21 protein-coding genes are annotated in these 23,584 nt (G+C 72.9%); 11 read left to right on the forward strand and 10 right to left on the reverse strand.

Annotated features, from left to right (window positions below; genetic code table 11):
• The first annotated feature begins 5 nt into the window (after positions 1–5).
• The 3 genes from ABT137_RS04740 to ABT137_RS04750 are packed head-to-tail and all read left to right on the forward strand — an operon-like array spanning position 6 to position 4,008.
• Positions 6–989, forward strand: coding sequence for an ABC transporter permease (locus ABT137_RS04740; protein ID WP_351702458.1), 984 nt, complete (start codon positions 6–8; stop codon positions 987–989).
• Complete coding sequence (locus ABT137_RS04745; RefSeq protein WP_351702460.1) at positions 986–1,876, forward strand: ABC transporter permease; 891 nt, start codon at positions 986–988, stop codon at positions 1,874–1,876. The genes ABT137_RS04740 and ABT137_RS04745 overlap by 4 nt, the downstream gene beginning before the upstream one ends.
• On the forward strand, positions 1,876–4,008 hold the full coding sequence (locus ABT137_RS04750) for a dipeptide ABC transporter ATP-binding protein (protein WP_351702463.1): 2,133 nt from the start codon (positions 1,876–1,878) through the stop codon (positions 4,006–4,008). The genes ABT137_RS04745 and ABT137_RS04750 overlap by 1 nt, the downstream gene beginning before the upstream one ends.
• Positions 4,009–4,054: 46 nt before the next feature.
• Here ABT137_RS04750 and ABT137_RS04755 read toward each other — a convergent pair whose 3' ends face one another.
• Positions 4,055–4,207, reverse strand: coding sequence for a hypothetical protein (locus ABT137_RS04755; protein ID WP_351702466.1), 153 nt, complete (start codon positions 4,205–4,207; stop codon positions 4,055–4,057).
• Between the two features lie 277 nt (positions 4,208–4,484).
• Here ABT137_RS04755 and ABT137_RS04760 point away from each other — a divergent pair, with 277 nt between their 5' ends.
• Complete coding sequence (locus ABT137_RS04760; RefSeq protein ID WP_351702469.1) at positions 4,485–5,843, forward strand: helix-turn-helix domain-containing protein; 1,359 nt, start codon at positions 4,485–4,487, stop codon at positions 5,841–5,843.
• 253 nt (positions 5,844–6,096) lie between these two features.
• Here ABT137_RS04760 and ABT137_RS04765 read toward each other — a convergent pair whose 3' ends face one another.
• The 5 genes from ABT137_RS04765 to ABT137_RS04785 are packed head-to-tail and all read right to left on the reverse strand — an operon-like array spanning position 6,097 to position 12,763.
• Positions 6,097–7,563 (reverse strand): maltokinase N-terminal cap-like domain-containing protein, encoded by a 1,467-nt coding sequence (locus ABT137_RS04765; protein WP_351702472.1) that lies wholly within the window; start codon positions 7,561–7,563, stop codon positions 6,097–6,099.
• The gene (locus ABT137_RS04770; protein WP_351702475.1) at positions 7,560–9,557 is read right to left on the reverse strand and encodes an alpha-1,4-glucan--maltose-1-phosphate maltosyltransferase; all 1,998 of its coding nucleotides are present in this window, start codon (positions 9,555–9,557) and stop codon (positions 7,560–7,562) included. Before ABT137_RS04770 ends, ABT137_RS04765 begins: the two co-directional genes overlap by 4 nt.
• A gap of 31 nt (positions 9,558–9,588) precedes the next feature.
• Positions 9,589–10,209 carry a DJ-1/PfpI family protein gene (locus tag ABT137_RS04775; RefSeq protein WP_351702478.1) on the reverse strand — a complete coding sequence of 207 codons (621 nt, stop codon included), beginning with the start codon at positions 10,207–10,209 and terminating at the stop codon, positions 9,589–9,591.
• Positions 10,210–10,214: 5 nt separating this feature from the next.
• Positions 10,215–11,891: a thiamine pyrophosphate-binding protein gene (locus ABT137_RS04780; RefSeq protein WP_351702481.1), complete on the reverse strand. Its 1,677-nt coding sequence runs from the start codon at positions 11,889–11,891 to the stop codon at positions 10,215–10,217.
• A 35-nt stretch (positions 11,892–11,926) separates the two neighbouring features.
• On the reverse strand, positions 11,927–12,763 hold the full coding sequence (locus tag ABT137_RS04785; RefSeq protein WP_351702484.1) for a type 1 glutamine amidotransferase domain-containing protein: 837 nt from the start codon (positions 12,761–12,763) through the stop codon (positions 11,927–11,929).
• Positions 12,764–13,097: 334 nt separating this feature from the next.
• On the opposite strand from ABT137_RS04785, the gene ABT137_RS04790 reads away from it, so the two are divergent.
• From ABT137_RS04790 to ABT137_RS04815, 6 genes are read left to right on the forward strand one after another with little or no spacing between them, the layout of a single operon-like run.
• The gene (locus ABT137_RS04790) at positions 13,098–13,511 is read left to right on the forward strand and encodes a hypothetical protein (RefSeq protein WP_351702487.1); all 414 of its coding nucleotides are present in this window, start codon (positions 13,098–13,100) and stop codon (positions 13,509–13,511) included.
• A gap of 24 nt (positions 13,512–13,535) precedes the next feature.
• Positions 13,536–15,173, forward strand: a complete 1,638-nt coding sequence (locus tag ABT137_RS04795) for a GMC family oxidoreductase (RefSeq protein ID WP_351702490.1) — start codon at positions 13,536–13,538, stop codon at positions 15,171–15,173.
• Positions 15,160–15,972 carry an ester cyclase gene (locus ABT137_RS04800; RefSeq protein ID WP_351702493.1) on the forward strand — a complete coding sequence of 271 codons (813 nt, stop codon included), beginning with the start codon at positions 15,160–15,162 and terminating at the stop codon, positions 15,970–15,972. Before ABT137_RS04795 ends, ABT137_RS04800 begins: the two co-directional genes overlap by 14 nt.
• A gap of 39 nt (positions 15,973–16,011) precedes the next feature.
• Positions 16,012–16,383, forward strand: coding sequence for a nuclear transport factor 2 family protein (locus tag ABT137_RS04805; protein WP_351702496.1), 372 nt, complete (start codon positions 16,012–16,014; stop codon positions 16,381–16,383).
• Positions 16,384–16,388: 5 nt separating this feature from the next.
• A complete protein-coding gene (locus ABT137_RS04810) occupies positions 16,389–16,838 on the forward strand; it encodes a VOC family protein (RefSeq protein ID WP_351702499.1) in 450 nt (149 codons plus the stop codon).
• Positions 16,839–16,855: 17 nt separating this feature from the next.
• A complete protein-coding gene (locus tag ABT137_RS04815) occupies positions 16,856–17,689 on the forward strand; it encodes an SDR family NAD(P)-dependent oxidoreductase (protein WP_351702501.1) in 834 nt (277 codons plus the stop codon).
• Between the two features lie 82 nt (positions 17,690–17,771).
• Here the strand turns inward: ABT137_RS04815 and ABT137_RS04820 are convergent, their stop codons facing one another.
• From ABT137_RS04820 to ABT137_RS04835, 4 genes are all read right to left on the reverse strand, one after another.
• Complete coding sequence (locus ABT137_RS04820) at positions 17,772–19,397, reverse strand: FAD-binding oxidoreductase (RefSeq protein ID WP_351702504.1); 1,626 nt, start codon at positions 19,395–19,397, stop codon at positions 17,772–17,774.
• Between the two features lie 100 nt (positions 19,398–19,497).
• A complete protein-coding gene (locus tag ABT137_RS04825) occupies positions 19,498–19,872 on the reverse strand; it encodes a nuclear transport factor 2 family protein (protein WP_089102071.1) in 375 nt (124 codons plus the stop codon).
• A gap of 105 nt (positions 19,873–19,977) precedes the next feature.
• Entirely contained in the window at positions 19,978–21,174 is a 1,197-nt protein-coding gene (locus ABT137_RS04830) for an MFS transporter (RefSeq protein WP_351702507.1), read from the reverse strand.
• A 185-nt stretch (positions 21,175–21,359) separates the two neighbouring features.
• Positions 21,360–22,532, reverse strand: coding sequence for a low temperature requirement protein A (locus tag ABT137_RS04835; protein WP_351702510.1), 1,173 nt, complete (start codon positions 22,530–22,532; stop codon positions 21,360–21,362).
• Positions 22,533–22,726: 194 nt separating this feature from the next.
• Here ABT137_RS04835 and ABT137_RS04840 point away from each other — a divergent pair, with 194 nt between their 5' ends.
• The gene (locus ABT137_RS04840; protein WP_351702513.1) at positions 22,727–23,584 is read left to right on the forward strand and encodes a hypothetical protein; all 858 of its coding nucleotides are present in this window, start codon (positions 22,727–22,729) and stop codon (positions 23,582–23,584) included.

Here is a 23,584-nt window from a genome sequence, read left to right on the forward strand (position 1 = left end):
GTGCCATGTTCTTCCTGATCACCAGGCGCCTGGTCCGCTGCACGGTCCTGTTCCTCGTCTCCCTGGTCCTCTCCTACGCCCTCGCCTCCACCGCCCTCGATCCCCGCGCGTACTTCGAGGACCGCAGGCCGCCGCCACCGGCCCGGGTCGTCGACCGCGAGCTGTCCCGGCTCGGCATGGACGACCGCGCCCCGCTGCCGGAGCGCTTCGCGCACTGGGCGGACCGCGCCGTCCACGGCGACCTGGGCCGCACCATCGACGACCAGTCCGTGAGCGCCGAGTTCGGCCGCCGGGTCGGCGTGTCGGTGCGGCTGCTGCTGGTGGGCACGGTGGCCGGTACGGTCGTCGGCACCCTGGCCGGCGTGTGGGCGGCGGTCCGGCGCGGCGGGCTCGGCGACCGGACACTGGCCGGGTTCTCCTTCGCGGTGCTGTGCGTGCCCACCTTCGTGCTGGCACTGCTGCTGAAGACCGGGGCCCTCGCGGTCAACCGGGCCGCGGGCGGCAACGTCGTCAAGTACACCGGCGAGACCACCCCCGGGCTCCGGGGCGACTGGACCGTCCACCTGCGGGACACGGCGGCCCACCTGGTGCTCCCGGCGCTCTGCGTGGCGCTCGCCGCGATCGCCCTGTACAGCCGCTACCAGCGGGCCGCCACCCTGGACGTGCTCGGCGCGGACCACCTGCGCACCGCCCGCGCCAAGGGGCTCACCCCGGGCCGCGCGCTGCTGCGGCACGGGCTGCGGATCTCGCTGGTGCCGATGACGGTCTTCTTCTCCTTCGGCGTCCTCACCCTGGTCACCGGGGCCGTGTTCACCGAGCGGGTCTTCGGCTGGCCCGGCATGGGCAGCTGGCTGATCGACTCGGTGGAGAAGGGGGACGTGAACTCGGTCGTGGCGGTCGACGGCTTCGCCGCGGCCGTCGTGCTGCTGGCGGGGCTGGTCGCGGACGTCCTGCACGCACTGCTCGATCCCCGGGTGCGGGAACCGTGAGAGCGGGGCGGCGCGGGCGGGCGGTGCTGGGCCGGCTGGCCCGGCACCCGGGGGCGCTGTGCGGGCTCGGGCTGCTGGTGGCCCTGGTGGTGCTCGCGGTCGTGGGGCCGTACGTGTGCCGGTGGTCCTACTCGGACGTCGACTACACCGCGCTGCGACAGCCGCCGGACGCCCGGCACTGGATGGGCACGAACCGGATCGGGCAGGACGTGTTCGCCCAGGCCGCGCACGGGTTGCGGAAGTCGCTGCTGATCGGGGCGCTGGTGGCCGCGGTCGCCACTGGTCTTGCGGCGGCGGTGGGGACCTGTGCGGGCTACTTCGGCGGCTGGACGGACCGGTTGCTGATGTTCGCGGCGGACCTGCTGCTCGTGCTCCCCGGCTTCCTCGTCCTCGTGGTGCTCGCGCCGCGGCTGCGGCGGTGGGGCTGGCTCGCGCTGGCCGGGCTGCTCGCCCTGCTGGGCTGGATGGTCACCGCACGGGCGGTGCGCGGCATGACGCGGTCCCTGAAGGAGCAGCAGTTCGTGGTGGTGGCGGGGCTGATGGGGGTCGGGCCGGTGCGGGTCATCTGGCGGCACGTGCTGCCGCACCTGGCCTCGTTCCTGATCACCGACGCGACCGTCACGGTGGCCGGGGCGGTGGTCAGCGAGGCCGGGCTGTCCTACTTCGGCTTCGGCGTCCAGCCGCCCGACGTCTCCCTGGGCACGCTGATCGCGGACGCGTCCGACGTGGCCCTGGTGTATCCGTGGATGTTCTTCTTCCCGGCGGGCCTGCTCATCGCGTTCGTCCTGGCGGTCGGCCTCCTCGGCAACGCTCTGCGCGACGCCCTGGACCCGACGACGGTACGGCCGTCCGGGCCGCCCCGCGGTGCCGTGTCGGGGCTGGCCTGATGAGCGCGGGCCCGGCGGCGCGCGGGACGGCGAGCCCGGTCCTGGAGGTGCGTGGTCTGACGGTCGCCTTCGGCGGCGGGCGACGGCGGCCGCCCGTGCCCGTGGTGCGCGGTGTGGACCTCGCGCTGCGCCGCGGCGAGGTGCTGGGCCTGGTGGGCGAGTCCGGCGCGGGCAAGTCGCTCACCGCGCTGTCCCTGCTCGGTCTGGCCCCGCCCGGCGCCCAGGTGGGCGGTTCGGTACGGCTGCTGGGCGAGGAGCTGCTGGGACGGCCGGAGCGGGAGCTGGCCGGCCTCCGCGGCCGCCGGATCGCCATGGTCTTCCAGGACCCGCTGCACGCCTTCACCCCGGTGCTGCGGGTCGGCGACCAGATCGCGGAGGCCCTGCGCATCCACGAACGCCCGCGCCCGCGCCGCGAGACGGCCCTGCGGCGGGCCGTGGAACTCCTGGACTTCGCGGGGGTGCCGCAGCCGTCCCGCGCGGCCCGCGCCCTCCCCCACCAGCTGTCCGGCGGGATGCTCCAACGGGCCATGATCGCGATGGCGGTGGCGAACCGGCCCGCGGTCCTCGTCGCGGACGAGCCGACCAGCGCGCTCGACGTGACCGTCCAGGCCCAGGTGCTTGAGGCGCTCGCGGCCGCCCGGCGGGAGACGGGGGCGGCGCTGCTCCTCGTCACCCACGACCTCGGCGTGGTCGCGGGCGCCGCGGACCGGGTCGCGGTCCTGTACGCGGGGCGGGTGGTGGAGACGGGCCCGGCGGAGGCGGTGCTCAGCCGCCCCCGGATGCCGTACACCCTCGGCCTCCTCGGCTCCGTGCCCCGCCTCGACGCCCGGGTCCCGCCCACCCCGGTCCCGGGCACCGCCCCCGCCCCGGGCACCCTCGGCCCGGGCTGCCCCTTCGCCCCGCGCTGCCCCCTGGCGGAACCGGACTGCCACGCGGCCGAGCCCCCGCTCACGGGGGTCGACAGCCCGTCCCGCGCCGACGACTCGGCACCCGGCGCCCACACGGCGGCCTGCCGGAGGATCCCGGAGGTCCGGCAGCTGACCGCGGCCGAGCTGTTCGGGCCGCCGACGGAGGCATCGGAACGGGGCAGCACGGCAGACGGCACCACCGCCGACGTCGTGCTGTCGGTCTCCGGGCTCGGTCGGTCGTACCGGGTGCCGGGGTTCCGGCACCGCCGTGCCCCCGCCGTGCGGGCCGTCGAGTGGGTCGATCTGGAGGTGCGGCGGGGGCAGACGCTGGCGCTGGTCGGGGAGTCCGGGGCCGGGAAGAGCACGACGCTGCGGGAGATCGCCGCGCTGGCGGCTCCGCAGGCCGGGCGGGTGGAGGTGCTCGGGCGGGACACCGCGCTGCTCTCCCGGCGGGCGGCGCGCGAGCTGCGGACGGCGGTCCAACTGGTGCCGCAGGACCCGATGTCGAGCCTGGATCCGCGGATGCCGGTGGGAGACATCGTCGCCGAGCCGCTGCACGCCGCCCGGGTCCCGCCGGCCGTCGTCGCGGCGCGGGTGCCGCGGCTGCTGTCCCAGGTGGGGCTGCGCCCGGCGGACGCCGACGACTACCCGCACCGGTTCTCCGGGGGACAGCGGCAGCGCGTCGCCATCGCGCGGGCCCTGGCGGTCGGGCCCGCGCTGCTGCTGCTCGACGAACCGGTGTCCGCGCTGGACGTGTCGGTGCAGGCCGGGATCCTGGACCTGCTGCTGCGGCTGAAGCGGGAGCTGGGCCCGGCGTACCTGCTGGTCTCGCACGACCTCGCGGTGGTCCGGCAGCTCGCCGACCGGGTGTCGGTCATGTACGCGGGCCGCACGGTGGAGACGGGCGGCGTGGCCGAGGTGTTCGGCCGGCCGCGCCATCCCTACACCCGGGCGCTGCTCTCGGCCGTCCCGCTGCCGGATCCGGTCGTCGAGCGCTCCCGGCGCCGGATCGTGCTGCCCGCCGACCCCGGGCCGGGTCCCCGCGCCGCCTCCGGGTGCGGCTTCCGGGCCCGCTGTCCCGTCCAGGCCGTGCTCTCCGCCGCCGAGCGGCGGCGCTGCGCGGAGGAGACACCGCGCGCGCGGGCGGCCGGGCCGGCCGCCGACCACACCGTCTCCTGCCATTTCCCGCACGACGGGGGACCGGGTCCGGTCCGACGGCCGTAGTGCGACCGCCGGACCGGACCCGGTCCCGTACGAAGCGCGTGTGTGATCAGCAGCAACCACCACTCCCACCGCTGGACTCGGCCATGCCTTCGTGCTGCGGACGGTTGCCCGGCCCGGAATCGTTCAGCCACAGGCCGCCCGCGACGAGACCACTGACCAGGACGACGATTGCGAAGAGCGCGATTATTTTATTGCTCACGAAAATCCCCTCCCCTGAACAACAGAAGGATGCGCCTTGACAATTACAGTCAACATTGAATTACTAACACAGTCAAGTAGTTTCTAGCAAAATTAATCATAATCAAACGGAATATCGCGCACCGCATAAAGTGCTACCTGAAGCGATCAGAGAACTTCGCTGCAGAATGCGGTGGAGAGCCACTAAAAGATCACCGGAAGCCCATTGGGTAGATATCAACTTACTGGTAACATCAATCTGTCATCCCGACAGTCAAGTACTGCACCGAGGAGTTGGCATGGATCCACTCGGCAACGCGACGGCCGCAGGACTGGGCGAGCGCATCAGGGTGTTGCGCGGCAAACGTGGACTCAAGCAGCAGGACCTCGCGTCCGGTGAGATTTCGGCGAGCTACATCTCCCTGATCGAGTCGGGGAAGCGCGGCGCGCCGTCGGACTCGGTGCTCGCCGCGCTCGCCGAGCGCCTGGGGTGCTCCGTGGAGTACCTGCGGAGCGGACGCGACGACCACGAACTGGAGGAGACCCGGCTGCGGCTGGCCTTCGGCGAGATGGCCCTGCGCAACGGCAGCAACGGCGAGGCCCTCCAGACCCTGAGCGACCTCCTGGCCAAGCCGTCCCTGCTCGACCCGTCGATGACCCGGCGCGCCCGCATCGCCCAGGCCTCCGCCCTGGAGAAGCTCGACCGGATCGAGGCCGCCATCACGATCCTCGAGGACCTCCAGCGCGACCCCGAACTGCCGCCCGGCTCCGCCGACTGGTGCACGGTGTCGGTCGCCCTGTGCCGCTGCTACCGCAACGCCGGCGACATCACGACGAGCATCGAGATCGCCGAGCGGGCCATGTCCCGCCTCGACGCCCTCGGCCTCGACGTCACGGTCGACCACGTCCAGCTCGGCGCCACGCTCATGGCCTCGTACCACATGCGCGGCGACCTCACCCGGGCCCAGCTGCTCGGCGTCCGGCTCCTGGACGCCGCCGAGAAGCAGGGGGCACGGGCCGCGCGGGGTGCCGTCTTCTGGAACGCGGGCCTCGTGGCCCGCTCCCGCGGCCAGCTGAACGAGGCGCTGGCCCTGGTGGAGCGGGCACTGGCGCTGATGTCCGAGGACGACAACATCCGCCATGTCGCCATGCTCAAGATGAACTGCGGCTCGCTGCTCCTCCAGGTCGACCAGCCCGAACCGGCCCGCGCCAAGCAACTCCTTGAGGAAGCCCAGCAGTTGCTGGCCGAGGTCGGCAACGCCCCCGAGCTGGCCCAGTGCGAGATCGGGCTGGCCGACGCGGACGCGATGCTCGGCAACTGGGACGAGGCCGCGGCCCACGCGGAGCGGGCCCTCGGCCTCACCGGTCCGGAGTCCCGCATCCAGGCCGTCGGCGCGCGCGCCACGCTCGCCGAGATCCATCTGCTGCGCGGCGACTACGAACAGGCGGCCCAGTGCCTGCAGGCCGCGACCCGGCAGCTGCGCCAGTTCCCGCCGTCCCACCAGACCGCGCTCAACTGGCGCTACGTGGGCGACCTGTGGCGCCGCCAGGGCAACAGCACGGCGGCCCTGCAGGCGTACGACCAGGCGCTGTCGTCGGCCGGTCTGGCCCCGAACCGCGACCCGAGCGCGTCCTTCACCGAGCAGGGCCGTTCCTGACCCGCTCCGCCGCGTTCCGCGCACCACCTGAATTCCCCTTCCGGAACCGCCGTGAAATACCCGCACGACAAAGAGAATTGAAAGTCCGCCGGGCACCGATTCCCCTGTGCCGGTTCCGGCCCTTTCACCGCCGGATTCGAGGCCGGTTCGACGCCGGGTTCGACGCCGAGTTGTACGCCCGGTACGGCACCGGCTCGGACACCGAGTCCGGTGCCGCTGCTGCTGGTGCAGCGGTTCCCGGGGAGGGCGGCCGTCAGTGCGGGGCGGTGGCCAGCCGGTGTACCGCGGCGAGCGGGACCGGTAGCCGGTCGGGGCGCAGCCGGGACTCGTACACGGCCTCGTAGACGGCCTTGTCCGCCTCGAACGCGCGGAGCAGCACGGGGTGGCAGTCCGGGTCCTCGTGCCCGGCGGCCGCGTACCCGGCGACGAACGCCCGCCGGTTGCGCACCGCCCAGGCGGAGGCGCGCCGGCGCCGCCGCAGCCGGTCCGCCGGCGAGGACTCCGCCGGGTCACCGTCCTCGACGGCGGCGAGCCCGGTGCGGGCCGCGTAGTCGAAGGAGCGCAGCATGCCGGCGACGTCCTTGAGCACCGGCTGCGGGCGGGCGCGTTCGGCGGCGGGCTGGGCCGGTTCGCCCTCGAAGTCCACGATCCGCCAGCCGTCGTGGGCTCGCAGCGCCTGCCCCAGGTGCAGGTCGCCGTGGGTGCGCTGGACGTAGAGCGGGCAGCCGCGCCCGGCGACCCGGGCGCAGTCGTCGAAGAGGGCGGCGAGCCGTGCGGTGTACCGGGCGAGGGCCGGGACCTCCTCGGCGGCCTCCTTGAGGCGCATGGTCATCCGGGCCGTCTCCTCGGCCACGTCCTCGACGGTCAGCCGGGTCCGCCCGAACGCCTCGCCGAGCGCGCCGTGCACGTCGGCGACGGCCCGGCCCAGGGCGGCCGCGTCCGCGGTGAAGCCGCCGCCGGCCGGGCCGCCGCGGCCGGTGCCGGCCACGGAGTCGGTGGCCTGCCGTACCGCCTCTTCCCAGCCCTCCCGGGCGTCCGGCAGGAACTCCTCGACGAGGCCGAGCACCAGGCCCTCCGCGCCGGGGGCGTCGCTGTGCACCGCCCCGTAGAGGTGGGGGGTGCGGGCGCAGTCCTGGCCGGTGAGCGCCCGCAGCGCCTCGACCTCGGTGTGCGGTCCCGGCTCCGGGCGGCGGAAGATCTTCAGCAGGACCCGGTCGCCGTAGGCCACGGAGGTGTTGCTCTGCTCCACCTGGAGCGGCCGCGGTACCAGGCCGACGGGCAGCGGATAGCGGGAGCTGCGCTCCAGGCGCGGCCCGTGTTCGGCGCCGCCGCCCGCCAGGGTGCGCAGCAGCAGGGCGAGCAGGGTGCCGTCGGCCAGCGCGTCGTAGACCCGCCAGCCCTGCCAGGGGCCGGCCGGCACGGTGGCGATCGCGGCGGGGGCCAGCCGGTCCGGCAGCTCCGGGCGCAGGCCCAGCAGGAGCTGGACGCGCAGCGGTCCGGCGGCGCCGTCCGCCGCGACCACGGCGTGCAGCAGCAGCGGGGGTTCGTCGCCGACCACCGAGGCCGCCTCGGCGGTCAGCGGGGCGCCGGCATAGCGCGCGTCGAACCAGCGGCGGCCCGCCATCCACGGCCCGAGCGCGGGCAGCAGCGGCTGCAGGATCTCCGCCCTCGCGGCCGTCCTCGTCGCCGTCCTCGCCGCGGTCCTCGTCTCCGTCCTCATGACGCCTCCTCGGTCGTCAGTACGTGCGCGACCTGGTGGGCCGGGTCGAGGCGCACGTAGGTGGACTCGCCCCAGGCGTAGGCCGCTCCCGTGAGTTCGTCGCGGAGCTTGAGCGTGCCGTCGACGGGCAGACCGAGGGCCGCCAGGTCGCAGGTCACGGTGGCCTCCTGGACCCGGTGCGGATCCAGGTTGACGACGACCAGCACCACGTCGGTGCCGCCCTCGGGCAGCTCCACGTGTTTGGAGTAGGCGAGGATCCGGTCGTTGTCGGTGTGCTGGAGCCGCAGGTTGCGCAGTTCCTGGAGGGCCGGACGGGTCCGGCGGAGCCGGTTGAGCAGGGTGATCAGCGGGGCGATGGTCCGCCCCTCGGCCTCGGCGGCCGCCCAGTCGCGGGGCCGCACCTGGTACTTCTCCGAGGCGAGGTAGTCCTCGGTGCCCTCGGTGAGCGGGGTGTTCTCGCACAGTTCGTACCCGGCGTACACGCCCCAGCTGGGCGCGGCGGTCGCCGCCAGCACGGCCCGGACCTCGAAGGCGGGCCGGCCGCCGTGCTGGAGGTAGGCGTGCAGGATGTCCGGGGTGTTCACGAACAGGTTGGGCCGCAGGAAGTCGGCGCTGTCCCCGGTGAGTTCGGGCAGGTACTCGGTCAGCTCCTGCTTGGTGTTCTTCCAGGTGAAGTAGGTGTACGACTGCTGGAAGCCGGCCTGGGCCAGGGCGTGCACCATAGCCCGGCGGGTGAACGCCTCGGCCAGGAACAGCACGTCCGGGTCGGTGGCGTTGATCTCGGCGATCAGCCGCTCCCAGAAGTGCACCGGCTTGGTGTGCGGGTTGTCGACGCGGAAGATCCGTACGCCCTGGCCCATCCAGTGCCGCAGAACGCGCAGCGCCTCGGCGTACAGGCCCTCGAAGTCGGTGTCGAAGTCGAGGGGGTGGATGTCCTCGTAGGTCTTGGGCGGGTTCTCGGCGTAGGCGACCGAGCCGTCCACCCGGTGGTGGAACCACTCGGGGTGGCCGGTCACCCAGGGGTGGTCGGGGGAGCACTGGAGGGCGAAGTCGACGGCCACCTCCAGGCCCAGGTCCCGGGCGGTGGCGACGAAGTACCGGAAGTCGTCCAGGGTGCCGAGGTCGGGGTGGACCGCGTCGTGGCCGCCCTCCCAGGAGCCGATGGCCCAGGGCGAGCCGACGTCGTCGGGGCCCGCCACGAGAACGTTGTCGGGGCCCTTGCGGTGGGTGGCGCCGATGGGGTGGACGGGCGGCAGGTACACCACGTCGAAGCCCATCGCCGCGACGGCGGGCAGCCGGGCGGCGGCGGTCCGCAGGGTGCCGCTCACCGTCCGCCCGTCCGCCGTCACGACCGCGCCCTCCGACCGCGGGAACAGCTCGTACCAGGACCCCACCAGGGCCCGCCGCCGCTCCACGCGCAGCGGCAACGGCCGGGAGGCGGTGACCAGTTCGCGCACCGCGTAGCGGCCCAGGGCGGCCGTCACCCGGGGGTTGGTGACGGCCGCCAGCCGGGCCGAGGCCGGGCCCAGGGTGTCCCGGAGCGCGGCGACCGCGGCCCGGACCTCCTCCCGCCGGCCCCAGTCGGTGATGTCGTTGTCTCCGTGTGCAGCCCGTTCGTGCAGCAGCACGCCCTCGCGCAGGGTGAGTTCGGTGTCGACGCCGGCCTCGGTCTTCAGCGCGGCGTCCCGGCGCCAGGTGGCCAGCGGGTCGGCCCAGGCCTCGACCCGGAAGGTCCACAGGCCCTCGGCGTCGGGGACCACGGTGGCGCTCCAGCGGTCGGCGTCCGCGTCGACGAGGGTCATCGGCACCCGCCGGGCGGGGGCTCCCTCGGGGCCGCGCAGGACCACGTCCGCGGCGATCACGCCGTGGCCCTCGCGGAAGACGGTGGCCGTGATGTCGAGGTGCTCGCCGGTCACGGCCTTGGCGGGCAGTTCCCCGTCCCGCACCCGGGGGCGGACGTCGAGGACGGGGATGCGCCCGGTCACCGGTGTCATGATGATCGCTCCTCTCCCCGTTCGCGTCCCGTCAGCCCTGCCCGGCCTGGGCTGCCTGGGCGGCCGGGGCGGGCTCGGCGGGCTGACGGTCGGCGAGCAGGTCGATGATGGTGCGGGCGAAGACGTGGCAGTGGTTGCCGGTGCGGCCGGTGACCAGGTCGTCGTGGACGACGACGTCCTGGTCGACGTACTCGCCGCCCATGTTCCGCAGGTCGCCCAGCAGGTTGTTGTGCACCACCGCGCGCCGCCCGCGCATCAGGTTCGGGACCGGAGCGGCGAGCCACATGCCGTGGCAGATGATGCCCTTGACGATCGCCGGGTCGGCGAACGCGCGGCGCAGGAACTGCGCGGCGGGCGGCAACTGTTCGGGGTCGTCGGTGTAGCGGAGGCGGTCGGAGACCATCCCGGAGGGGACGATCACCGCCGAGTACTCCTTGAGCGCGAACTCGTCGAGGTCCTCGAAGGACTCGGTGACCTCGAAGGGCATGCGGTGCTCGTGCCCCTGGAAGGTCATGCCCTCGTTGCCCCAGAGCCGGGTCAGGAAGTGGACCTCGGCGCCCTCCTCGGGGAAGCGGTAGCGGTAGTAGAGGATCTCGGGCTCGTAGAAGTCGCTCTCCATCAGGACGGCGATCTTGTGTCCGTTCAGTCGCACGGCAATCACCCCTTTCCCTTGGCCGTCACCAGGTCGACGAGGAACGGCCCGTGATGGGCGAGGGCCTGGGCCACCGCGCCCTCGGCCTGCCCGGGCTTCTCCACCCGTACGGCGGCCACCCCGAGGGAGCGGGCGAGGCCCGTGAAGTCGATGGGCGGGTGGGAGAGGTCGAACATGCCGGGCTGTTCGTGGGCCGGTATGCCGGTCTCCCGCCAGTACTCCTCGATGTTGTCCTCCAGCAGCCGGTAGCTGCCGTTGTTGCAGATCACGAACTTGGTGGGCAGGCCGTAACGGGCGGCCGTCCACAGGGCCTGGAAGGTGTACATGCTGCCGCCGTCGCCGGTGAAGCCGACCACCGTGCGGTCGGGGTGGGCGAGCTGGGCGCCGAGCGCGCCGGGCAGGCCGACGCCGAGGGAGCCGCCGCGGGTCTGCATCCACTGGCCGGGCACGGTGGGCGGCAGGTGGCGGAAGAGCGCCGGGGACGCGGTCAGCGCCTCGTCGAACAGCAGGGCATCCGGCGGGAGTCGCCGGGCGAGTTCCCTGGCGAAGGCGGCGGTGGGCACGGACTGTGCCTCGCCGTCGGCCAGGTCCCGGTCCCGGGCGCCGGCCAGGGCGTCGGCCCGCTCGGCGGCCCGCACCCGCAGCCGTTCGGCCGCCTCCGTCCGCCGCTCGTCGCCCATCTCCCCGTGGAGCGCGTCGGCGAGCAGCCCGAGGGTGGCCTTCGGGTCGGCCACGATGCCGAGGTCGACCGGGAAGTTCTTGGCGATGGCGTCGGTGTCGAGGTCCACGTGGACCACCGGGGTGCCCTCGGCGAAGACGTCGTACAGGGCCGGGAACACCTCGGGCAGGGCGTAGGTGCCGACGATCAGGACACCGTCGGCGGCGCCGGTGATGCGTCGGCTCTGCTCGCCGAACATGTGCCCCAACTGGCCCGCGTAGGCCGGGTGCTGGACGGAGAGGTTGACCTCCGCCCAGTCGGCGCCGTACACGTCGGCGCCCCACACCTCGGCCAGCCGCGCCAGTTCGGCCTGGGCGCCCGCGAAGTGCACTCCGTCGCCGGCCACGATCAGCGGGCGGCGGGCCCCGGCGAGCAGCGCGGCGGCCCGGGCGACGGTGTCCGCGGCGGGCCGGCTGCGGGTGTCCGGGTAGGAGACCGGGACGACCGCCTCCCGGGTGCCGGCGTCCATCACGTCGGCCGGCAGCACCACCAGGACCGGCCCGTACGGCGGGGTTCCGGCCACCTTGAAGGCGCGGCGCAGCACGCGCAGCGTGGAGTCGGGGTCGAGCACCCGGGTCGCCCACTTGGTGACCGGCTCCGCCATGCCGACCAGGTCGGCCGCCATCTGGGCGTCCAGCCCGGCGTACCGCAGCCCGGCCTCGCCGACCAGGGTGACGATCGGGGCGTGGCCGCGCATGGCCTGGTAGAGCATGCCGATGCCGTTGCCGAGGCCGACCCCGGAGTGCAGTTGCAGGACCGCCGGGGTGCGGGTGGCGCGGGCGTGGCCGTCCGCCATGCCGACGGCCGTGGCCTCCTGCAGGGCCAGGATGTACTGGATCGAGGGGAAGGAGCGCAGTTCGTCGAGGAACCCCTGCTCGACCGTGCCGGGGTTGCCGAACATGTACCGGACGCCTTCGGCCTCCAGTTGCTCCAGGAGCGCGACGCGCGCGGGCCTGCTGTCCATGCTGGTCACCTCTCGCGGGACGGGATGTCAGGACGTCAGGAGGTCCTGAACCCCCACTGGCGCAGGCCCTGTTCGAGGACCTCGACGGTCTTCTGGCCGGTCAGGTAGGAGTCCGGGGTCGACCGGCCCGTGATGAACGGGTAGTCGACGATGACCGAGGTCTCCTTGCCGAAGTTGCCGTGGTAGGCGCCGCCGGGCGCGGTGGCGTCGCGGAGGATGTACTCCAGCGGGTACGGCGGCGGGCCCATCACGAAGTCGGTGCCGAGGAACCCGGTGCCGTCCTTGTAGTCGTACTCGATGCAGTGCCCGGTGACGTGCTTGCCGCGGATGATGGACGTCCGGGTCTCCTGGTCGCGGGCGAAGGCCAGGCAGGCGACGCCGTAGCACTCGGCGGCGATCGGCCGGTCCAGGGCGCGGAAGGCGAGGATCAGGTCGTGCACCCGCCAGTTGTTGGCGAGGTCCACGATGGGTCCGCTGCCGCCGACGATCAGCAGCGCGTCGTAGCGGTCGGCGATCTGCCGGCGGATCTGCTCCAGGCGGCTGTGGTAGGCCTCCCAGTCGCGCAGGAAGTACGGGCGGGAGCGGTAGGGCCGGTCGGGCAGCCAGGACGCGAGGTCGAGGGGGTTGTCGAGCCGGTCCGACTCCTCGACGGCCCGCACCTTGGCCGCCATCTCGGGCGTGGTGACGGACCGGCCGAGCGGCGGGTCGACGTACTCGGGGTCCATGCTCGGCGGCAGGGCCTGCGGCCGCTTGCCGGTGGGGGTGGCGAAGGTGACGTGGTAGCCGGCCTGGTCGAAGGTCTCCAGGGGGCCGATCAACTCCTCGCCCCAGTAGCCGTGTTCGGACAGGACGACGAGGATGCGCCTGCTCATGGGATTCCTCCCGGTTTCGGCGGGACGGTGCCAAGTGGCGGATTCCTGTCTACGGCGGGGCACTTCGTCCGGACCATCGCCGCCGCCCGTGCTCACGGCACATGCCCAAGTGGCCGAATGCACTACGGCATGTTGTGGCCAACGCCTGCGGGGGCGTCGCTACCGGGCGGTACGGCCGCTGCGGAAGGCGAGTTGCCCGAGCCGGAGCTGCGACTTCGCACAGTGCCGCCGGAGTTACGGCGCACGGCGCGCGGTGCGCCCTGGCTGTGGGGTCATCGGACGCGTATCGCTCCCGGTTCCCCCGGGGGCGGGACCCCGATGAGCGGAGACATCCATGTCCACCGAACAGACCGGCTCCGACCGGGAGATCGAGGAGTTCGTGCAGCGCTGGTTCGGCCTGCTCAACGTGCACGCCCCGGTCGCGGAGCTGCTGCGCTACGTCGCCGACGAGGGCCTGGAGATGGCCTTCCCGGAGCGGACCCTGCACAGCCACGCGGACTTCCTCGACTGGTACGCGGCCGTCGGTGAGGCCTACAGCGAGCAGGACCACACCGTGGAGAAGCTCGTCCACCAGGAGACCGGAGCCCGGATCGGCATCGACCTGACCGTCGTGTGGACGGCGAAGTCGACCGCCGACGGCACCGTGTCCTCGTTCCGGATCAACCAGCAGTGGCAGCTCGAACGCCCCGCGCCCGGCGCCGCCCCGGTGATCGTCGACTACCAGGTCGGCGAGCCGGCCGCCCTCTGACCCCGTCACCGTTTGGAGGCTGTCATGCCGTCGAATGCGACTCCCCCGGTGCCACTGGGCGCCGACTACGTGGTGGTCGGCGCGGGTTCCGCCGGCTGCGCCGTGGCCGCCCGGCTCAGCGCGGACCCGTCCGTGACCGTGATCCTGCTGGAGGCCGGCGGCCCGGACGAACGTCCCGAGATCCACCACGCCGACGCCGCCTCGGTCCTCTCCCTGCTCACCGCCGACTGGCGCGGCGAGATCGACTGGGGCTACGTCACCGAGCCCGAGGCCGGCATGGACGGGCGCCGGATCCCGGTGGCCCGCGGCAAGGTCCTCGGCGGGTGCAGCTCCGTCAACGCCCTGATGTGGGTGCGCGGCAGCCGTCACGACTACGACCGCTGGGTCGCCGAGGGCGCGAGCGGCTGGTCGTACGACGAGGTCCTGCCGTTCTTCCGGGCCGCCGAGAGCTACTCCGGCGGCGGCTCGCAGCTGCGCGGGGCCGACGGCCCGGTCCGGGTACGGCAGCTGGACCGTCCGTCCCCCCTTGCGTCCGCCTTCGTGGCCGCGGCCGGTGAGCTCGGCCACGACGCCGCGAGCGACGGCGACTACAACGGCGCCCGGCAGGACGGCTTCGGCTTCCTGTACCAGACCAACCGCGACGACGCGGGAGGGCGGTGCAGCGCCGCCGACGCCTATCTGCGCCCGGCCCTCGACCGGCCCAACCTGACCGTGCTGACCGGCGCCCGCACCACCCGGCTGCTGCTCGACGGGGACCGGGTCACCGGCGTCGAGTACGTCCGGGACGGCGCCCCGGCGCACCTCCGCGCCGACCGCGAAGTCATCGTGTCCGCGGGCGCGTTCGAGTCACCGAAGCTCCTGATGCTGTCGGGGATCGGCCCGGCCGACCACCTCAGGGCGCACGGCATCCACTGCGTGCGCGACCTGCCGGGCGTGGGCGCCGGACTCCAGGACCACCTCTTCACCCCGGTCTGCTACCAGTCCCTCCAGGAGCACCCGCCCGGCGCCCTGCTCTCCGAGGCCGGGCTGTTCACCCACACCCCGGCCGCCGACCCGGCCGGGCCGCCCGACCTGCAGTTCACCTTCGGCCCGGTCAAGTTCCTGCCCGCCGGTGCGCCCGCCGACCAGTGGGAGGGCCCCGGCCTCACCTTCGCCCCGATCGCCGTGCTCCCGCACAGCCGGGGCCGGGTACGGCTGCGCGACGCCGACCCCGAGTCCAACGCGGTGATCAGCGCCGGCTACCTCACCTCGGCGGCCGACCTCGACGTCCTGGTGTACGGGGTCGAGCTGGCCCGCGAGCTCGCCGCCACCCGGGCCCTCGACGCCTTCCGCGGCGACGAACTCGGCCCCGGCAAGGACGTCACGACCCCGGCCGAGCTGCGCGCCTACGTCGCCGCCAACGCCACCACCCTGTGGCACCCGGCCGGCACCTGCCGGATGGGCACGGGCCCGGACGCCGTCACCGACCCCGAACTGCGCGTCCACGGCGTCGAGGGCCTCAGGGTCGCCGACGCCTCCGTGATGCCGTCCATCGTGGCCGGCAACACCCACGCACCCAGCGTCATGATCGGCGAGCGCGCGGCGGCGTTCGCCCTCGGCACCTCCCGGCCGCTTTCCTCCGCCGCCCGACCGACCGAGGGGATGCACCATGTCCACCCGTGACCAGCAGGAGATCCAGAAGCTCTACTCCCGCTTCCTCGACGCGCTGAACGCCGGCGACCTGCAAGGGGTCCGCGCCGTCCTCAGCCCGGACTTCACCGACCACCACCCCGGCTTCGACATCACCGGCATCGACACCTACCTGGACGCGGTGCGCGGCGCGCACGAGTCGCTCGACCTCAAGGGCGAGCTGGAGGAGGGCGCGCCGCTCGGCGAGGACCGGCTCGTCACCCGGGTGAAGCTCACCGGCACCCACCTCGGCGACGTGCTCGGCTTCCCGGCCACCGGCCGCAAGGTCGAGTGGTCCACCACCGAGATCTGGCGGGCCGAGAACGGCCTGTTCGCCGAGCGCTGGGCCCAGGACGACCTGCTCGGCCTGCGCGCCCAGGTGTCCTCCGACGACCTCAACTACACGGTGGTCCGGCAGGTCAGCGACGCGGTCAACGAGCGCCGCTACGACGACCTCGACGAGCTGTTCGGGCCTACCTTCCGGGACAACAACCCGGCCTGGAGCGTCGAGAGCCTCGACGAGCTCAAGGGGATCATCAAGGCCGCGCACGACGCGCTGGACTTCACCGTGCACCTCGACGCCCTGTACCCGGCCGCCCCGGACAAGGTGATCATGCACATCACCTTCCACGGCCGGCACATCGCGCCGTTCTTCGGCCAGGAGCCGACCGGCAAGGAGGTCTCCTGGACCAGCCTGGAGGTCTACCGCCTGGAGGACGGCAAGGTCGTCGAGCGCTGGGTCCAGGCCGACACCACGGGCCTGATGCGCCGGCTCGGCGTGCCCCTCCCCTGACCCCACCACAGACTCGCAGCAGCAGGAAAGGACGGCCGCATGAGCACCCGAGAAGTGGTCGACACGTACTACCGGCTGGCCAACGAGGGCGACTGGGACGCCTGGTGCGACCTGTTCGCGATCGACCAGACCATGGACGAGCAGCTGGCCGGGCACGTCGAGGGACGCGAGACGCTCCGCGAGATGATGAAGGGCTTCCCGCAGATGTACGCCTCCTTCGCCAACGTCCCCCGCTTTGTCGTCGTGGACGGCGAACAGGCCGCGGTGGTCTCCGACATCACCGCCCGCACCCCGGACGGCATCACGGTCGAGGCCGCGGTGTGCAACTACTTCCGCGTCCGCGGCGGGCTCATCACCTACATGACGAACGTCCACGACACCGTGCCGTTCGCCCCGGTCACCGGGAAGTGACGGCCATGACGACCGCCGCCCCGCACGGCCTGCGCTGGTCGCACGTGGGCCTCAACTGCCTTGACCAGAAGGCCACCGAGGACTTCTACACCCGGCACTTCGGCTTCCGCCGGGCCCGGGTGGTGGAGGCCGACGGCGTCCGCGTGGTGTTCCTGCGCAACGGCCCCGTGTACCTGGAGCTGTTCGCCACCGACGCGGAGCCGCTCTTCCCGGCCGCGAAGGACGGCCCGGCCGCCCCCGGCACCGCCCGCCACCTCGCCTTCCAGGTCGACGACGTGGACGCGTTCCTCGCCACGGCCGAGGGCGAGCTGGAGACGACGCTCGGGCCGCTGACGTTCGACGAGTTCATCCCCGGCTGGAAGACGGTCTGGGTCTCCGACCCGGACGGCGTCGTGGTGGAGGTCAGCCAGGGATACACCGACCAGTCCACCGAAAAACTGGCAACGTACGCCTGACAGGAGAGTTCCCCACGATGAAGGCCGTTCCCGAGCAGACCATTCTCATCACCGGCGCGACCGACGGTCTCGGCCGTGCGGTCGCCCGTGAACTCGCCGCGCAGGGCGCGTCGCTGATCCTGCACGGCCGCAGCGCGTCCAAGGGCGCGGACCTGCTGGCCGAGCTGCGCGCGGCCGGCGCCACCGGCCGGCTCAGCTACGAACTGGCCGACTTCTCCTCCCTGGAGGACATCGGCAAGCTCGCCGAGCGGATCCTCACCACGTACGACCGGCTGGACGTACTGGTGAACAACGCGGGCATCGGCGTCGAGCTGGCCCGCCAGGAGAGCCAGGACGGCCTGGAGCTCACCTTCCAGGTCGACTACCTGGCGGCCTACATCCTCAGCTGCCGGCTCGCCCCGCTGCTGGTGGCCTCGGCCCCGGCCCGCATCATCAACGTCAGCTCCGCGGGCCAGGCACCGATCGACTTCCGCGACGTGATGCTGGAGCGCAACTGGGACGGCGTGCAGGCCTACTGCCAGGCCAAGCTCGCCCAGATCTCGCTCACCTTCGACCTGGCCGAGCGGCTGCGCGGCACCGGGGTCACGGCCAACGCGCTGCACCCGGCGTCGTACATGCCGACCAAGATGGTGGTGAACCTGTTCACCCCGCAGAGCACGGTCGCGGACGGTATGCGCAACACCCTGCGGCTGATCACCGACCCGGCCCTGGACGACGTCTCGGGCGTCTACTTCAACCGCTCCACGCGGTCCCGGGCGGGCGCCCAGGCGTACGACGAGAGCGCCCGCGCCCAGCTGCGCAGGCTGAGCGAGTCGCTGACCGGGGTGGCGTTCCCGGCCAGCTTCGGCTGACCCCCGCCGCTCCCCCGAACGGGACGATCCCCCGCCTCACCACAGCGAGGCGGGGGCTCGTCCATGCCCCTCTGCGTCTCCGCTAGGGCGCGGTGACGGACAGCCGGTGGTGGAAGACGTTCCGCGGATCCCAGGCGGCCTTCACGGCCTGCAGCCGGGCCAGGTTGTCCTTGAAGTAGAGGCTCTGCCAGGACACCCCCGAGGTGTTCCAGGCCGGGTCGGTGAGGTCCGTGTCCGGGTAGTTGATGTACGACCCGTCGTTGGTGTCGTCCGGCACCGGCACCCCGCCGGTGGCCGTGTACAGGTCCCGGTAGAGGTTCCGCATCCAGGTGACGTGCCGGTCGTCGGAGGCGGCGTCGGGCCAGTACGTCGTGAAGTTGGCCTTCAGGACCGAGTCCCGCTGGGCCAGGGCGGTGGCCGAGGACGCGACGGTGTTGACCTTGCCGCCGTAGGAGTAGAGCAGGATCCCGGCGTGACCGTCGTAGCCGGCGTCGGAGAGATGGCCGTAGAGCGTCGAGGCCTGCGCGGCGGACCAGCCCTTGCGCAGGTAGGCCCCCTTGGACTTGGTCCGGTTGTACAGGCCGGTGTCGTAGGGGTCCTTGAGGGTGGTCTTCATCCAGGGCCAGGACGAGCGGACCTCGGCGTACGGCGCCCCGATACCGCCCGCCACCGCCGTGACGTACGCGTCCAGCAGCGCGGCCGCGTCCGGAAGGGTCCCGTCGATCTGGGAGTTGAGCACCAGGCTGCCCTGGACGCGGTTGTAGAGGATGAGCACGCTGTGCAGGCTGTCGTAGGCGGAGCCGGCCACGCTGTTGCGGGCGTGCCAGGCGCCGTGGTCCGCGATCAGGGCGGTGAAGGCCGCCTCGGTCAGGTCGCTCCACTTGATGGTGACCGTGGACTTCAGGAGCGTCTTCGGGGGCCTGGGCAGCAGGCCGGCGGGGTCGGTGCCGGAGGCGTCCGGGGAGCGGAACCAGTAGCGGGTGACGATGCCGAAGGTGCCGCCGCCCCCGCCGGTGTGGGCCCACCACAGCTCTCGGTGCGGGTCGTCCGGCTCCCGGGTGGCGACCACCGCGCGGGCGGTGCCGGAGGCGTCGACGGTCACCACCTCCACGGCGTACAGGTGGTCCACGACCGCGCCGTGCTGCCGGCACATCGCGCCGTAGCCGCCGCCGGTGACGTGCCCGCCGACCCCGACGGTCGGGCAGGTGCCACCCGGCAGCGCCACACCCCACTCCAGGTAGAGGGTCCGGTAGACGTGTCCGAGGGTGGCGCCGCCCTCGACGAGGAAGGCCCGGCGCGCCGGGTCGTGGCGGACCGCGTCCATCTCGGACATGTCGACGAGTATCCGTACGTCCGGGTCGTCGACGAGCCCGTCCAGGCAGTGCCCGCCGCCGCGCACCCCGATCCGTCTGCCGTCGCGCACCGCCTCCTGGACGACGGCCACCACCTGGTCGGTGCTGTGCACGAGCCGCACGGAGTCGGGGGCGGCGGTGAATCTCGCGTTGTAGCCGCGCGAGGTGAGGTCGAGATAGCGGGCGTCGGAGGCGCCGACGGTGACCGCGGCGGGGGTGCCGGCCGTTTCCTCCGCGGCGCGGGCGGGGGCCGGGAGGAGGGCCGCGCCGGCCCCGGCGGCGGCCGCCGAGCCGAGGAGTCCGCGGCGGGTGAGTCCGGCGGCGGGCCGCCGGGCCGGCTGCTGCTGTCGTGTCACAACTGTCTCCTGATCCGTGGGTATGCGCTGGTCGGAAACGGCCGCCGCCCGGGAGGCGCGGAGCCTCCCGGGCGGCAGGGGGAGCCGGCGGACGGGGCGGTCAGACGACCTCGTGTCCGCTGACGGTGGTCTCGGGGATCTCGTCACGGACGTCCCAGTGCTCGACGATCAGTCCCTCGTCGATCCGGAAGACCTCCACGACGACCATGCCGCGGTCGTCCGGGTCGCCGCGGAACCGGGTGTGCAGGAAGACCAGGTCTCCCGAGCCGGCCGCACGGCGGATCTCGAACCGGGCCCGCGGGTACTGCTTGTGGAAGCCGTCGACGAACTCGACCAGCGGGGCCCGCCCGTCGGGCAGGTTCGGGTTGTGCTGGATGAGGTCCTCGGCCAGGTACTTGTCGGCCAGCTCGGTCCGCCCCTGGTTCCAGACGGTCTCGATGTACTCGCGAACGAAGTTCACCTGGTGGCTGCTCATGGGGTTCTCCTTGAACTGACTTGAGGGACAACGCCCCGATAGGGGCGCGGGGAACTGCGCGACCAGCCACGACGGCGCCGCAGACGACCGACGAGGCATCGGCGCTCAGCTGGTGTGTACGGGGGTCACCGGCCGCTCGGCGGTCGCCGCTGCGGCGACCTGCCGGACCGAGGACAAGTGGGCCAGTCCGGCCAGGACGAGGACGCCCAGGGCCGCCCACGGAATGGGCCCGGCCCCCAGGTCCGGCAGCAGCGAGCTGCCGATGAAGCTGCCGAGGCTCATCCCGAGGTAGAGCGCGGCGGCGTTCAGCGCGAGGATCAGACCGGGCTGCAGCGGCACCAGCTCCACCAGCCTGGCCTGCTGCGGCGCCTGGTACATCTGGCTGAAGAACGCCCAGAACGCGAAGAAGACGACCCCGGGCGCGGAGTGCGGAGCGACCAGCAGCAGCGCGAACCCCAGCGCGAGGCCGAGCACGGCGACGCTCACCGTGCGCCCGCCGCCGAGCCGCTCGGCGATCCGCGGCGCGAACGCGTTGCCCGCCACCCCGATGACGCCGAAGGCGAGCAGCGTCAGCGAGATCAGCCCGGAGGACGCGCCGAAGCGGTCCTTCAGGTAGGCGCCCGCGATGCCGTAGACGGTGAACTGGGCGGCCATGAACAGCAGCGTCGTGGTGACCGTGGCGGCGGTGGCCGGGGTGCGCATCGCCTCGTGGTAGGCGCCGACCGTCGGCGGTTCGCCGACCGGGATCTCCGGGACGAACAGCAGGACCGCCACGAAGGAGAGCGCCGACAGCGCGGCCACGCCGAGCAGGGCCGGGCGCCAGCCCAGCGAGCCGCCGAGGAACGAGGCCAGCGGCACGCCGAGCACCGCGGCGGCCGTCATGCCGCCGAACACCGTGGCGAGGGCCCGCTGCCGGCGCTCGGGCGGCACGATCAGCGCGCCGGCCGCCGAGGCGCCGGGCCCGAAGACCGCGGCCCCCATCGCGCCGAGCACCCGGGTGACCGTGAGGAAGCCGTAGTTGGGCGCGAGGGCGCCGAGGGCCGCGCCGACGGTGAGCAGGCCGACGCCGACGAGCAGCACCCGCTTGCGGTTCCACCGGCGCAGCAGGATGGGGGCGGTGGGCGCGCAGACCGCGAAGGTCAGCGCGAAGACGGTGACCAGGATGCCCACCGTGGCCGGCTGGACGTGCAGGTCGTCGCCGATCGGGCCGTTCAGGCCGACGACCGCCAGCGAGATCGTCCCGAGGCTGAAGTAGCCGAGCGACAGGGAGAGCAGGGCGGGTAAGGCGTTGCGGGACGGCATCAAGCCACCTCCTCTTCGTCATCGGTGCCGGAAAGGCGGGAGCCGGAAAGTTCCATACGGCGAACCTAGAAACGCTCCGCGTCCCGCCGAGGCCGCTCCGGAAGGCCCTCCGGCACTCCCCCAGGTCCGTCGGCCTACTACGTCAGGTCGTCGTCGGGCCGTCGTCAGCCGTCGCCTGACCGTCGTCAGGCCGCCCCGAACGCCCGGTTCCGCAGGATCAGCGGCACCTGGCGCCCGGAGCTGATCAGCCAGTGCTCCACCGCGTTGACCAGCAGGAGCAGCACGGTGGTGACGGCGAGCGTGGCCACGCCCGGGAGCCGCCAGACCGGCAGGGCGAGGGCGAGCAGGGCGAGGCCGCAGTAGAAGCGGGTGGCGGACGCGGCGCCGAACATGCGGCGCCGGGTGTAGCAGAACGCCAGCATGAAGAGGGCGGCGCCGGACGGCAGCAGGGCGGCGCTCAGCCCGTCCGGGGTGTGCAGGGGGTGGCGGACGGTGCGGGTGGCGCCGACGGAGACCAGCAACAGCCCGACGACCAGCACCAGATGGCCGTAGCTGAGCACGTCGCGGACGACGACGGACGGGGTCGGATGGGTGCGCAGGGCGTGTGCGACGGCCGAGGCCACCAGGTGGAAGTAGAGCCACCACAGGGCGCAGCCGACCAGGAAGGCGAGGACGAGGGCGGTCAGTTCGGCCGGGGCGAGGGTGCCGGTGGCGGCGCCGGCGCCGACGGCGAAGACGTTCTCCCCGAGGGCGATCATCACGAACAGGCCGAACCGTTCGGGCAGATGGTTGACGCCGAACGCCAACTGGCGCAGATGGCCGCTGAGTACGACGGGCGCGGCGATCTCCGTCACGACGGCGCAGGTCCAGCAGACCTCGCGCCAGGGCGCCGGCACGGTTGCGCAGGCGAACAGGACCAGGGCGAAGGCGAGTCCGGCCCGGTAGGGGTGGATGGTGTAGAGGGCGCACTCCTTGCGGATCGCCTCCCCGATCAGCAGGCGCAGGGCGAGGTAGCTTCCGGAGTACAGCAGGGCCGCCTCCCGGTCCTCCAGGGCGAGCGGGGCGGCCACCGCCATGCCGTAGACGGCGAGGGCGGTCAGCAGCAGGAACACCCGTTGCAGGCTGGTCTCCAGCACGGCGTTCATCGCCATGACCACGTCCACCCAGGCCCACCAGAGCGGGACCAGCACGAGCAGGCATTCGCCCAGCACCGGCCAGCTCGGGTGCACGGCCACCGGGTGGGCGACCTGGCCCACGCCGAACGCGAGGACCAGGTCGAAGAAGAGTTCCGCCCAGGTGGTGCGGTCGCGCGCCGGAACGGCAGGAACGGTCGTCGTCGCTGCGGTTGCGTCGGTCATCCCTGTATGGGGACACGGCCTCCGCCCGCCGCCGGCGCGGGGTGGAAATCCGGCGCGTACTGCGCGAAGTCACGACGCCGGATGTCCCAACTCGGCCGCCCCGCCCGGCACCCGGCGCGCCCCGCCGTCACCCTTCGGACCAAATCGGGTTGCCCCTCTCCCGATCTGATGCTCCGTCAGCTACACCTGACGGTATGACAGACGACGCGACGCACGCAGCCGACACCCGCAGCGACCTGTACGCGGAACTGGCCGCCGTCGGCCCTTACGGAGCCGACCTCGGGCACGCGCTCATCACCATGGTCGAGCCGCACCCCGGCCACGAGCGCGCGTACAACCGCTGGTACGAGGACGACCACTTCATCGCCGGCGCGATGGCCATGCCGTGGATGTACGCAGGGCGCCGCTGGGTCGCCACCCGGGACCTCCAGCTCCTGCGCTACCCCGAGAAGTCTGCCGTCGCGCAGCCGGTGACCGCGGGCTGCTACATATCCGTCTACTGGATCACCGCCGGCCGCTACGCCGACCACATGCGGTGGACCGTCGGCATCAACAAGCGCCTCAACCGCGACCACCGGGTCTTCCAGGACCGTACGCACGTCTTCACCGCCTTCCAGGACCACGCCGGGACCGTCTACCGCGACGGCGACCAGGGTCCCCGTGACATCCACGCCCTCGACCACCCCTACGCCGGGCTCGTCGTCCAGGTCGTCGACGCCAGGTCCCCCGAGCAGCGCGCGGAACTGCTCGCCTGGCTGCGCGACGACCACCTTCCGAAACGGCTGGCCGGCTCCCCGGCGGCCATGGTGACCGTCTTCGCGCCGACACCGCTGCCCCTGGACCGGATGACCTACGTCAAGCAGGTCGAAGGGGTCGGGACCCGGCTGACCCTGCTGTGGTTCCTCCAGCAGGACCCCCGCGAGAGCTGGCGGGACCACTTCGCGGACCTGGACACGGCGGTGGCCGCTTCCGGCCTCGGTGACGTGCAGTTCGTCGCGCCGTTCATCCCCACGGTCCCGGGCACGGACCGTTACACGGACGAGCTGCGGTGA

The sequence above is a fragment of the Streptomyces sp. NPDC001980 genome (genome assembly GCF_040296885.1).
Lineage (GTDB): Bacteria > Actinomycetota > Actinomycetes > Streptomycetales > Streptomycetaceae > Streptomyces.

Excerpts from the sequence above, each read along its gene's own strand:
- ABT137_RS04740 (WP_351702458.1), top strand. The coding sequence starts at position 6 with ATGTTCTTCCTGATCACCAGGCGCCTGGTCCGCTGCACGGTCCTGTTC.
- ABT137_RS04750 (WP_351702463.1), top strand. The coding sequence starts at position 1,876 with ATGAGCGCGGGCCCGGCGGCGCGCGGGACGGCGAGCCCGGTCCTGGAG.
- ABT137_RS04760 (WP_351702469.1), top strand. The coding sequence starts at position 4,485 with ATGGATCCACTCGGCAACGCGACGGCCGCAGGACTGGGCGAGCGCATC.
- ABT137_RS04765 (WP_351702472.1), bottom strand. The coding sequence starts at position 7,563 with ATGAGGACGGAGACGAGGACCGCGGCGAGGACGGCGACGAGGACGGCC.
- ABT137_RS04770 (WP_351702475.1), bottom strand. The coding sequence starts at position 9,557 with ATGACACCGGTGACCGGGCGCATCCCCGTCCTCGACGTCCGCCCCCGG.
- ABT137_RS04780 (WP_351702481.1), bottom strand. The coding sequence starts at position 11,891 with ATGGACAGCAGGCCCGCGCGCGTCGCGCTCCTGGAGCAACTGGAGGCC.
- ABT137_RS04785 (WP_351702484.1), bottom strand. The coding sequence starts at position 12,763 with ATGAGCAGGCGCATCCTCGTCGTCCTGTCCGAACACGGCTACTGGGGC.
- ABT137_RS04790 (WP_351702487.1), top strand. The coding sequence starts at position 13,098 with ATGTCCACCGAACAGACCGGCTCCGACCGGGAGATCGAGGAGTTCGTG.
- ABT137_RS04795 (WP_351702490.1), top strand. The coding sequence starts at position 13,536 with ATGCCGTCGAATGCGACTCCCCCGGTGCCACTGGGCGCCGACTACGTG.
- ABT137_RS04800 (WP_351702493.1), top strand. The coding sequence starts at position 15,160 with ATGTCCACCCGTGACCAGCAGGAGATCCAGAAGCTCTACTCCCGCTTC.
- ABT137_RS04805 (WP_351702496.1), top strand. The coding sequence starts at position 16,012 with ATGAGCACCCGAGAAGTGGTCGACACGTACTACCGGCTGGCCAACGAG.
- ABT137_RS04810 (WP_351702499.1), top strand. The coding sequence starts at position 16,389 with ATGACGACCGCCGCCCCGCACGGCCTGCGCTGGTCGCACGTGGGCCTC.
- ABT137_RS04815 (WP_351702501.1), top strand. The coding sequence starts at position 16,856 with ATGAAGGCCGTTCCCGAGCAGACCATTCTCATCACCGGCGCGACCGAC.
- ABT137_RS04825 (WP_089102071.1), bottom strand. The coding sequence starts at position 19,872 with ATGAGCAGCCACCAGGTGAACTTCGTTCGCGAGTACATCGAGACCGTC.
- ABT137_RS04830 (WP_351702507.1), bottom strand. The coding sequence starts at position 21,174 with ATGCCGTCCCGCAACGCCTTACCCGCCCTGCTCTCCCTGTCGCTCGGC.
- ABT137_RS04835 (WP_351702510.1), bottom strand. The coding sequence starts at position 22,532 with ATGACCGACGCAACCGCAGCGACGACGACCGTTCCTGCCGTTCCGGCG.
- ABT137_RS04840 (WP_351702513.1), top strand. The coding sequence starts at position 22,727 with ATGACAGACGACGCGACGCACGCAGCCGACACCCGCAGCGACCTGTAC.